The sequence below is a fragment of the Niallia sp. HCP3S3_B10 genome (assembly GCF_052064465.1).
Classification (GTDB): Bacteria; Bacillota; Bacilli; order Bacillales; family Cytobacillaceae; genus Niallia; species Niallia hominis.
Map to the genome: position 1 here is coordinate 1 of NZ_JBQHVO010000094.1, position 10,884 is coordinate 10,884.

Here is a 10,884-nt window from a genome sequence, read left to right on the forward strand (position 1 = left end):
AGAAAGCGTTAACAATAGAGATAGCAAACACACTGAAAAAGAGAGAAATTCCGACGATAAAAAATTTCTCCCACAAATACTTGACTCAAACGCTTTTCTATTAATAGTTGCTATCTGAAAATGATAGGAGTATAATAGCTTCCATATGATTACATTTATTTAATGGAGGCTTATTAAGTGGACGTTTTACACCAGATATTATCAACCTATGCTTCATTTTTCGACTGGAAGATGTGGGGAGAAGTATTAACAGATCCAGTATCTTGGGGCTTAATTGGATCGTTAGTTATTTTAGAAGGATTATTATCAGCAGATAATGCGCTTGTTTTAGCGGTTATGGTTAAACATTTGCCGCCAGACAAACAGAAAAAAGCATTAACGTATGGTTTATTTGGCGCTTACTTTTTCCGATTCTTCTTTATTGGAATTGGCGTTTATTTAATCCACTTTACATGGATTAAAGTAGTTGGGGCTGCATACTTAGCTTGGATTGTGATTAAGCATTTCTGGATTGGTGATGGAGATGAGGATGCATCAGCAATTAAAAAGGATAGCTGGACAATACGGCTATTCGGTGTATTCTGGGCTACTGTTATTTCCGTAGAGTTAATGGATTTAGCTTTCTCTGTGGACAGTATACTAGCTTCCCTTGCTGTATCAAATGAAATCTGGATTCTCTTAATAGGTGGTATGCTTGGAATCTTAATGATGAGAACTGTTGCGAAATTATTCCTCGTTCTAATTGAAAAAGTACCTGAACTTGAGAATACTGCATTTGTCTTAATTGGGATTATCGCGGCAAAAATGTTTGCAAGTATTTTCGGCTTTGAATTAGATCACTATGTATTTTTTGCCATTCTGATTGCTGCGTTTATTATCACCTTTATCATTCATTTTATTAATAAAAATAAAAAGATATCCGAAGAGATTGCTACTACAAAGGAAAAATGATTATCGTAACCTGTTCTGATTTAGGACAGGTTTTTTTGCTGAGAAAGAGGAATTTACTTCGTATATTTATTAGCATAAGAGGAGGCAACAAAAGAATCTGGCTTTATTTTCGGTTCTATGCCAATTGACTCAATTCTTGCTACCATTTCATTTACAAAATCACGGGTCTTATTTCTTCGACCGGCTCCAATATCAATATGTCCTTCAATAGAGAAAGTGGCTCCTTGGTAGACAAATGGTAATACAACGTCTATTAACTGGTTTTTCTTATCCTCTGTAAAGAGACTAACAACTTCTTCTGTTAGCGTTGTCTCATAGGAAATCTTCTCATGCAATCGTAAAACCTTCCTGGGCAAAACTACTTTTCTAATGCAAGCCCATGCTCCCTTTCCTTTATTCATTATAACAATACCCGTAATAAAAGTAGTATGCTTTGCATGCACTTGTGAATCTGTGCCAATCATTAATTGATAATTTCCAGCAGGATTTCGAGACATAAAGGAAAGAATCCGTTGAAATACGATTTCAAACGTCATTTTCTTTTCTTGTAGGTTTTGAAAGGTAAGTTCCATATGCCTGTCTAACTCCACTAATATCCCTCCATATAAGCGTAATTTCCAACTCATTTTTATACCATTGTATGTTCAGCAAATGGAATTATCACTGAAAGTAAACTTGTATTATCATATACAGAGCATAGAGAATTGGTGTAAATGATTATCCCTATATTTATTAAATTAATCATTTAGCAAAGCCAATTTCCTTAGGAACCTAGGTCATTATTAAGATAGACCTTTCGCAATTTTTTGTAATCAAAATGTAATAAATTTGAAACTAATTCACTTAAAATCCGTCTAAAAGATTAACTGAACGTAGGAGGAAATATAAATGAAGAATTATCGTGTTATCACTCATGTATTTTTATTGATTTTATTCTTGTTAACAGCTTGCAGCAACGAAAATTCTGAACAAAAAAGTGCAATATCTGAAGGCAGTTCTGAAAATGAGATCGCTACTTTAGACTCTAGTAACGTGAAAGAGGAACAATTAGCGCAAACAAGTAATGAGAACAAGGATAGTGACATTACAAAAAATGCAGAAGATGATCGAATGGTTATTTACAATGCAAACCTTTCCCTACAAGTGAAGGATTACCATCAAGTAGAAGCAACGATTCAAAGTAAAGCAACCGAGCTTGGCGGTTATGTTGTCGGGTCATCTATTTACGATAGCGGGACCGAGTATATAAATGGCTCGATTACTGTGAAAATTCCACAGTCTCATTTCCAATCCTATATAAAGGAAGTAGAAAAGCACAGCATAAAGATTAAAGAGAAGAACGTGACAGGAAATGATGTTACAGAAGAATATGTTGATCTCGAGTCTAGATTAAAGGCAAAAGAGGCAGTGGAAAAACGACTATTAACCTTAATGGATCAAGCCGAAAAAACCGAAGATCTTCTAAAAATTTCAAATGACCTAGCAACCGTACAAGAAGAAAAGGAACAAATTTTAGGTAGAATGAACTATTTGCAAAATAATGTGGACTATTCAACTGTTACTATCCAATTGGAAGAGGAGTTAGTAAAGGTTGATGCTATTAAAAATAAGGAATCACTAAATACATGGCAAAAAGCAAAAAGTCAATTTGTTACTACGATTAACGGGATTATTTCGTTTTTATCTGGTGTAGCCGTATTTACTATTGGTTTGTCACCAATTATCATCCCAATTTTGATCGTACTAATTATTTGGATTTTTTATAGAAAAAAAAGAAAGCCTCAGGAATAGGGCGACCAGATTTTATGATATAATGATAGTAATAACTAGCTTGGATAAATATTCCAGTAGAAATTCAAAAATAATATTAGGCACTATTACTAGAGTATAAAAATATAATGGGTTCCCATGAATTCGGAGGGATAAAATGGGGATAATTGTAACAGAAAAAGAATACCTCATTCGACATGGTGAATGGATAGACGCAGAAGCAATATTAAAAATACAGCGTACCGTTATCGCTGAAGGCGATTACTTAATAACTTTAGCCGAAGAGTTTAATCATACCTTAGAAGAACAGCAGCATTGGATCAATAATATTTTACGTAACGAAAGAGAAACATTATTAGTTGCAGAAATAGACGGTGAATTGATTGGATTTCTTGTGTTTCAATCTCCAGAAAGAAAGAGATTGCATCATACGGGATCATTTAGTATCATGATAACCAATGAATATAGAAATAAAGGGATAGGGAAAAAACTATTAGAGGTACTACTCCAATGGGCAGAAAGAAACCCTGTTATCGAAAAAGTAAATTTAGGCGTTTTCTCAACAAACTATCAAGCAATTTCGTTGTACAAAAGGATGGGTTTTGTAGAAGAAGGTCGTAAGCTAAATGAATTTAAAATTGCCGAAAATGAATACGTAGACGACATTCTCATGTATAAATTAGTGAAAGGAAGACAACTAGGAAGGAGGAGCTAATATAAATAATACTGAATTTAAGAAAGAGCTAAAATCATGGATTATCGCTCTAGTATGTGCATTAGTTTTTGTCTTTTTATGCAGGAACTTTATATTTACTCCTGTTAAAGTAGTTGGTCAGTCTATGCAGCCTACATATGAAAATCAAGATCGAGTTATTGTCTCAAAAATAGGTCATATAAAGCATTTTGATACAATAGTTTTTCATTCTCCGATTGAGAAAGAAGATTACATTAAGAGAGTTATTGGCTTACCAGATGATACGATTGAAATCCAAGATGACACTCTTTATATAAATGGACAAAAATACGAGGAACCCTATTTAAAGCAAAATAAGAGCCAATTGCTTCCTAATCAAAGATTAACAGAAAATATCAAAATCAAAGTGCCTAAGGATCATATATTTGTACTAGGTGATAATCGGCAAAATAGTATGGATAGCAGGCAAATTGGATGTATTTCAAAAGATGCTGTTATTGGAAAGGCCATTTTTAGATTTCATCCATTCATGGAAAATTACGAATAAAGATACCAAAAAAGCGTTGGAAGATAGTTGAAATTCCTCTTAACGCTTTTTCTTTTACTTAGAACGATTAACAAAATCAATAACCATTTCTTTAGTCACTTTCTTTCTTGTTGGAACAACACCAAGTCTAGCTAACTCATTGATTTGTTCCGTCACTACATTTATTTTTCCAACAGAAAAAGTCACCCCAGCTTTACAAAGCAATAACGCTTCTTCGATGAAGGATTCGCGCAGTTGATCTAATTGTTTATAACGAATAACGCGAGAATTCACTTGTTCTACATGTTTAGTAATTTCTTTATGTACACTCATATTCTAGCTCCTTATATACTGTATATGATTATTTTAATATTTAATCGATTGAAAAGACAGAATTAATTTTGTTTACATAATATAATTATGATTAATTAATAGCTTTCGAGATCCAAACTATATGTAAAAGGAGGATAGATTAATGGAATTGACAGTATGAAAAACTAAAAACGCCTATTTTCACTATAAAAGTAGATAGCTAAGTATAGGAGAAAAAAGGATAATGCTAATTTTAACTATAAGGAATAAAGAAGGTGAAATCTCCCATAGATAATAATTCGTCAGAGGATTAGATTCAGCTATTTGATTTCATTTAATTCCAAGATAGGAATAAATAGCATCGAAAAATTTAATAGGCTAAGCAGAACAAATAGAAGCTTCATCCAATCACCTCTCATCATTATCCTTAATTCTCCCAATTTTAGTGATAAAATGATATTGGTTATTACATATTTACATACAAATAGATAATTCATTCTTTCGTAGGAGTTTTAACAACATTACCGCGCATAATATCTCTTATGTGCGGTTATTTAAGAAATATAGTATACTAAAATTACTACTTTATAAATTAGGTGGATATACATATGATTACAAAGGAAACATTATTTACGTGGTATGAAGAAGAGCTAACCCTTTTTCGGACTGAAATGGATAATAAAGATTACAGTATATTTACGATTGAAAATTATTTACGGGATATTTATTTCTTTTTAGAATTTATTACACGCAAAAAGGAGGAATATACGGATTTAAGTACGGTGAAGAAATTACAAATTACCCTATTTATGAATGAATTAAAAACGAAGCGTGCAAATTCTTCTAGTTCGAGAAATAGAAGATTAACGGCTATTCGATCTTTTTATAAATGTTTGGTAGATTATGAGCTTGTTCAAAAAAATCCAGCAATCGATTTGGAAAGCGCAAAAGAACAAAAGGGAAAACTGCCAAGTTACCTAGAAAAAAACGAATTAAAGTCCTTTTTTGAAATGGTCGGAAAGGTATCACAAAAACAGCATCAAAGACGAAATAAAGTAATTCTTGGCCTCATGGCGTTTGCAGGTCTTCGGGTGATGGAAATCCATTCTTTAAATCTGTCTTCTATTAATCAAAAAAGAGGTATTCACGTACTGGGAAAGGGAAATAAGTCTCGGTATATTCCGTTACCTAAAAGGCTAATGGAAGAATTACAATTATATATAGAAGAAAATAGGATTTATCCAATGAAAGGGCAGGAGGATGCGCTCTTTATTTCAAGACGAGGGAAGCGAATTTCTCGAAGAAGAATTCAAGAAATTACAGAACGGATTATCGATCAAATGGGAAAGGAATATCCAGAGTTAAAATGGAAGGAAAAAGGAATATCTAGTCACAAGTTAAGACATAGCTTCGCAACACATTTAGTGCGGGATGGTCGAGATATCCGAACTGTACAAGAGCTACTTGGACATACAAATTTAAATACAACCCAAAAATACACACATGTTTCCGATTCGCAAAAGGAAAAGGCAATGGATTTAGAGATTTCAGAATACATGTAGAGATACCATAATAATATTATGTAAACTTAAAATCATTCTAATTCATAATCTAACATTTGACAGAATATATATATAAATAGTCTATGATCTAAACATAATCCCTTTTCTTTGCAGTGAGGCCATATCCCATGTGCTTACATCAAGAGAAGGGATTAGTCTGTCAATGAAAGATAAGGGAAGTGTTTTTCGATGCCAAGTAAAAAGCATTCAATTATCGTCCACGCTAACGCAAAAAAGGTTTGGGATTTTGTTCGCTCCATGAATAACTGGGCTCCTTTAGTACCTGGCTACATCTACCATCAAATCATAAACGATACGGTTTCTACTTGGGAATTCAAAATTGATATGGGGCTTTTTAAGAAGAAAGTGGAAATGAAAGTAAAGATATTAGAATGGAAAGAACCATCAAAGGTTACTTTTGAATTAGTTGGGATTAATGAGCATTTTGAAGGCAATGGCTATTTTATGGTAGAGGTGAAGAATGCAAATTATACAAAAATGACGGGTTATTTAGAAATAAATTCTACAGGAACTTTTCCGAATGTAACGAATAATATCATGCAGCCTAAATTAGAGGAGATTGCAGAAGAATTGACGATAGCTGTGAGTAAAGCAATCGAAAGTTTATGATAATAACATTATGTTAACTAAACTGTTCAATGATGAAATGAGAACATTCTATTTCTTCATTGGACGTTTTATTAATTTTTTGTAAATTTTTCGTTAATTAACTTGGTTAAAAAGATATCCTCCTATATGATAAAGATTACTAATTTTATTGGAGGTATCTCATTGGAAAAAGAAAAACAATGGAAGAAAAGTAAAACTTTTTTAGAAATTTTACTTATTTCCACAAAGTTAGGATTCACTTCATTTGGAGGGCCAGTTGCACATTTAGGTTATTTTCACAATGAATATGTACGACGAAGGAAATGGTTAGACGAAAAAAGCTATGCTGATTTAGTAGCTCTTTGTCAATTTCTACCTGGCCCAGCGAGCAGTCAGGTTGGAATAGGGATAGGAATTTTACGGGGAGGACTCCTCGGCGGGATCATTTCTTTTTTAGGCTTTACATTACCTTCTGTTATTGCTTTGATGATTTTTGCTAGTGTAATAGAGGTCTTAGATATAGAGAATGCAGGTTGGATACATGGTCTTAAAATAGTTGCAGTTGCGATTGTTGCCCATGCGATACTTGGTATGGCCAAGAATTTAACACCAGACCTAAAAAGAAAGACGATTGCACTCTTTGCATTAGTGCTTACACTCTTATGGCAAAGTGTCTTTTCCCAAGTAGGGGTAATTATATTTTCAGCTTTAATCGGCTATTTTCTATATAAACAGCAAACAATGCAGCAAGTTCAAGAAGAAGTTACTTTTCCAATTTCAAAAAGAGTAGCAAGTGTTTCTTTATTATTATTTTTTGCCCTTCTTTTCCTTTTACCAGTAATACGCGAGCTATTTACATACCCATGGATTGCCATGTTTGATAGTTTTTATCGATCTGGCTCTCTTGTATTCGGAGGAGGACATGTAGTTTTGCCTCTTTTAGAGCGTGAATTTGTCCCTGGTGGATGGTTAAGCGAAGAAGCATTTCTTGCAGGATACGGTGCAACACAGGCAGTTCCTGGTCCTTTGTTTACATTTGCTGCATATATTGGAACAGTTCTGAATGGATGGGGAGGGGGACTACTTGCGACATTCGCCATATTCCTGCCAGCCTTTTTATTAGTTGTTGGAACACTTCCATTCTGGAACTCCTTCAGAAAGAACACGAAAATTCAAGGTGCTTTAATGGGGGTAAATGCTGCAGTTGTCGGAATACTAATCGCTGCATTTTATCATCCTATTTGGACTAGTAGTGTCTTACAGGCAAGCGATTTTGCTTTTGCAGCCATTTTATTTTCGATGTTAGTTTATTGGAAGCTTCCATCATGGATCATTGTTATTACAGGTGTAGTTGGTGGAATGCTACTTTCATATATCCCATTGTAATATTTGAAATAAAAACCTATAAGCGAGTGATTATCTCGCTTATAGGTTTTTATTTTTTAAGCTTTTGTTAACTGGCTATATAAATTACCCATTTCAATCGCGTTAACTGCAGCTTCCCAGCCCTTATTTCCAGCTTTCGTGCCTGCTCGTTCGATCGCTTGCTCAATATTTTCCGTAGTCAGAACACCAAAGATAACAGGGATTTCCGTACTTAACGAAACATTAGCCACACCCTTTGCGACTTCATTACTTACATAATCAAAATGAGGTGTAGCGCCACGAATAACAGTGCCAAGTGTAATAACCGCATCATATTTACCAGACGCAGCTAGTTTTTTGGCAGCTAAAGGAATTTCATATACACCAGGAACCCACATTACAGAAATGTCATTCTCGTTTACTCCATGACGATTTAACGCATCTTCTGCTCCTGATAAAAGTCTAGTAGTAATAAATTCATTAAAACGGGACACAACAATCCCAATTTTTAAGCCAGTTCCAATTAAATTTCCTTCAAATACTTGTTTCATTATTTATTCCACCTTTTGTAATAAACTTTGTCTATATCGAATTAAATCCTGTATGGTAATCATTTTTAAATCAAATTTTTCAGCAATCAACTTTAAATCTTTCACTCTTGCCATTGTTCCGTCTTCTTTTAAAATTTCACAAATAATTCCAACTGGTTTTGCTCCTGCAAGTATCGCCAAATCAACAGCTGCTTCTGTGTGTCCATTGCGGTTTAGCACGCCACCATCTTTTGCGATGAGAGGAAAGATGTGACCTGGTCTTGTAAAATCATCAGCAATTGCGCCTGCATCAACCAATTTGCTTATTGTATGGGCACGTTCAAACGCACTAATTCCTGTTGATGTCTCTCTATGGTCAATACTAATTGTAAATGCAGTGCTTCTCGGATCACTACTATTTGTCACCATCGGAGGGAGTTGAAGTTTATCTGCTAAAGCATGTTGGATGGGAACACAAATAAGACCACGACCCTCTTTTGCCATGAAATTGATCATTTCTGGTGTAACATGATCTGCCAATCCAATGAAATCTCCTTCATTTTCTCGATCTTCATCATCACAAACAATGATAACTTTACCTTTTTTTAAATCAATTAAAGCATTTTCAATGGAATCAAACATCGTTTTCATCCTTTCATAGTATAAATTCATGATTAAAAACCATTTTCTCTTAAAAAGGAAGCAGTTAGGTTTGATTCTTTTTTTACGACTGGATCTTTGTCTCTATTCATAAAGGAATAAAAATATTTGGCCAAAAGATCAAATTCAATATTAACAAGCTCACCTTTTCGTCTATTCCCAATCATACTGACTTTAGAAGTATGGGGGATGAGCGATACGAAAATAGAAGTAGGAGTCGTTTTAAAAATGGTTAAACTCGTTCCGTCAACGGTGATAGACCCTTTATCCATGGTTAGATGCACTTGATTCTCTGGAATTTGAATTTCTACCAATGTGCTATTTTCCACTTTTTGTGTGGAGATAATCGTACCTGTACAATCAACATGTCCAGACACAAAGTGCCCACCAAACCTTCCATCAGCAGCCATCGCTCGTTCTAAATTAACGCCTGTGCCACTACTTAGAAGTCTAAGAGTTGTATCATTATAAGTGTTTGGCATAACATCGACTGTGAATAAATTATAGTCAAAGGAAGTAACCGTTAAGCATACACCGTTAACGGCAATACTATCACCGATTTTCATATCCTCCATAATTTGTTCTGCTTGAATCACTATGGAAATCGTATGCCCTGTCTTTTTACTATGCTTCACAACACCTAATTCTTCGACTAGTCCAGTAAACAAGGGGAATTTCCTCCTTTCTACAACGTGTATTTTAAAGCTCTTAAATAGCTAATGGGGGTCAACCATTTTTAATGGATAGAACTAAATTCTAAAAGTCCCTGAAAAAAACATCATAAAACCCCGTATAAAAACTTATACGGGGCCAAGTACATACTTAAATAAACGTATTGTATGAGAGAAAAGCTGTCTTTTATCGATTGTTGTTTGTAACTAACACTGTCAATGGACATCATTCAAAATCCTTTTTGAAAAAAAGGAAGAACGATTCTTAGCTTTCGTATAGTTAGCACATATTACGTCAACTAAAACACACCACTATACAGCATCACCAAATACAACAAAACAAATCCATAGAAAAACAGGAAAAAGAATTGTGAAAAATCTTTTCATTCTATAATTCATACCATATTGTTTACTGTTATTTGCCTTCTCCCATCCAGACTTTACTGTCGGCTTTGGTTTCTCACCAAATCCACCGTTTTATAAATTAGCTATATCATTCGAATAAAAAGTATTGCAATTAGCCAATAATCAATCTCATAAAACGGGTCACGGGCTTAGAGTTTTACGAACACTCATCACCGCCGGTTGGGAATTTCACCCGACCCCGAAGGCGATTACACGTATTGTGTAATCATAACTATTTAATTAACTGTATCGTACACCTTTTCCTATCAATTATCAATAATTTTATTTTAAGTACTCTTTTTACACTACAGGTTAAGGAATAACTCTACTATAAAAGAGGTGTTTCTTTTATTGATTTGGTCACACTAAAAGTAAAAAGTGGAGGCATGAAATGAAAATTGCAGAAAATGTATTTGGTTATCGAACAGCAATTGCTAATATAGCCTATATTGCAGGATTAGGACCGAAGAAAGAGGATTGGGTCCTTATCGATACAGGAATACCCTATTCAGCGTCGTTTATCCTAAAAAACACAAAACAACTTTTCAACGAGAAGAAACCACTAGCAATCATTTTAACCCATGCTCATTTTGATCATATTGGCGCATTACAGACCCTTGTTAATAAGTGGAATGTTCCAGTATATATTCATGAAAAAGAAATTCCCTATTTAGGGGTAGCGTCAGGAAAATGCGGATTTACAACGTTAAGGAAATCAAAATATAAAAAGCCTAATTTCTCGGTGTTATAAGTGAAAAATTAGGCTTTAGTTACTTCATTAAAGCGCCTGATTGTTGAAGACTAAAGTTTATATTCACCAAGAAATGCT

General features: G+C 34.1%; 12 protein-coding genes, 1 pseudogene and 1 riboswitch. Of the genes and pseudogenes, 8 read left to right on the forward strand and 5 right to left on the reverse strand.

Annotated elements, in window-relative coordinates:
* Window positions 1–177 precede the first annotated feature (177 nt).
* On the forward strand, window positions 178–951 hold the full coding sequence (locus ACTNDN_RS23625) for a TerC family protein (protein WP_031536517.1): 774 nt from the start codon (window positions 178–180) through the stop codon (window positions 949–951).
* 53 nt (window positions 952–1,004) lie between these two features.
* Here the strand turns inward: ACTNDN_RS23625 and ACTNDN_RS23630 are convergent, their stop codons facing one another.
* Complete coding sequence (locus tag ACTNDN_RS23630) at window positions 1,005–1,523, reverse strand: ribonuclease H-like YkuK family protein (RefSeq protein WP_031536516.1); 519 nt, start codon at window positions 1,521–1,523, stop codon at window positions 1,005–1,007.
* A 316-nt stretch (window positions 1,524–1,839) separates the two neighbouring features.
* On the opposite strand from ACTNDN_RS23630, the gene ACTNDN_RS23635 reads away from it, so the two are divergent.
* From ACTNDN_RS23635 to lepB, 3 genes are all read left to right on the forward strand, one after another.
* On the forward strand, window positions 1,840–2,742 hold the full coding sequence (locus tag ACTNDN_RS23635) for a DUF4349 domain-containing protein (RefSeq protein WP_031536515.1): 903 nt from the start codon (window positions 1,840–1,842) through the stop codon (window positions 2,740–2,742).
* Between the two features lie 136 nt (window positions 2,743–2,878).
* Window positions 2,879–3,436, forward strand: a complete 558-nt coding sequence (locus ACTNDN_RS23640) for a GNAT family N-acetyltransferase (protein ID WP_031536514.1) — start codon at window positions 2,879–2,881, stop codon at window positions 3,434–3,436.
* A gap of 43 nt (window positions 3,437–3,479) precedes the next feature.
* Entirely contained in the window at window positions 3,480–3,962 is a 483-nt protein-coding gene (gene lepB / locus ACTNDN_RS23645; protein ID WP_311298858.1) for a signal peptidase I, read from the forward strand.
* A gap of 54 nt (window positions 3,963–4,016) precedes the next feature.
* On the opposite strand, the gene ACTNDN_RS23650 is transcribed toward lepB, so the two are convergent.
* Window positions 4,017–4,274 (reverse strand): DUF2533 family protein, encoded by a 258-nt coding sequence (locus ACTNDN_RS23650; RefSeq protein ID WP_441132460.1) that lies wholly within the window; start codon window positions 4,272–4,274, stop codon window positions 4,017–4,019.
* A 587-nt stretch (window positions 4,275–4,861) separates the two neighbouring features.
* Between ACTNDN_RS23650 and ACTNDN_RS23655 the strand changes: the two genes are divergently transcribed.
* The 3 genes from ACTNDN_RS23655 to ACTNDN_RS23665 all read left to right on the forward strand — a co-directional run bounded on the left by ACTNDN_RS23655 (window position 4,862) and on the right by ACTNDN_RS23665 (window position 7,810).
* Window positions 4,862–5,815: a tyrosine-type recombinase/integrase gene (locus tag ACTNDN_RS23655; protein ID WP_031536511.1), complete on the forward strand. Its 954-nt coding sequence runs from the start codon at window positions 4,862–4,864 to the stop codon at window positions 5,813–5,815.
* 189 nt (window positions 5,816–6,004) lie between these two features.
* Window positions 6,005–6,445, forward strand: a complete 441-nt coding sequence (locus ACTNDN_RS23660) for a CoxG family protein (protein WP_031536510.1) — start codon at window positions 6,005–6,007, stop codon at window positions 6,443–6,445.
* Window positions 6,446–6,607: 162 nt separating this feature from the next.
* Window positions 6,608–7,810: a chromate transporter gene (locus ACTNDN_RS23665; RefSeq protein ID WP_441132461.1), complete on the forward strand. Its 1,203-nt coding sequence runs from the start codon at window positions 6,608–6,610 to the stop codon at window positions 7,808–7,810.
* Window positions 7,811–7,866: 56 nt separating this feature from the next.
* On the opposite strand, the gene ribH is transcribed toward ACTNDN_RS23665, so the two are convergent.
* From ribH to ribE, 3 genes and pseudogenes are all read right to left on the reverse strand, one after another.
* Window positions 7,867–8,340 (reverse strand): 6,7-dimethyl-8-ribityllumazine synthase, encoded by a 474-nt coding sequence (gene ribH, locus ACTNDN_RS23670; protein ID WP_031536508.1) that lies wholly within the window; start codon window positions 8,338–8,340, stop codon window positions 7,867–7,869.
* Between the two features lie 30 nt (window positions 8,341–8,370).
* A pseudogene (gene ribB, locus ACTNDN_RS23675) lies at window positions 8,371–8,961 on the reverse strand (3,4-dihydroxy-2-butanone-4-phosphate synthase); the annotation flags it as partial.
* Between the two features lie 32 nt (window positions 8,962–8,993).
* The gene (gene ribE, locus ACTNDN_RS23680; RefSeq protein ID WP_031536506.1) at window positions 8,994–9,647 is read right to left on the reverse strand and encodes a riboflavin synthase; all 654 of its coding nucleotides are present in this window, start codon (window positions 9,645–9,647) and stop codon (window positions 8,994–8,996) included.
* Window positions 9,648–10,067: 420 nt separating this feature from the next.
* A riboswitch (FMN riboswitch) is annotated at window positions 10,068–10,266 on the reverse strand.
* A 180-nt stretch (window positions 10,267–10,446) separates the two neighbouring features.
* Here ribE and ACTNDN_RS23685 point away from each other — a divergent pair.
* Window positions 10,447–10,806, forward strand: coding sequence for an MBL fold metallo-hydrolase (locus tag ACTNDN_RS23685; protein ID WP_031536505.1), 360 nt, complete (start codon window positions 10,447–10,449; stop codon window positions 10,804–10,806).
* Window positions 10,807–10,884 lie beyond the last annotated feature (78 nt).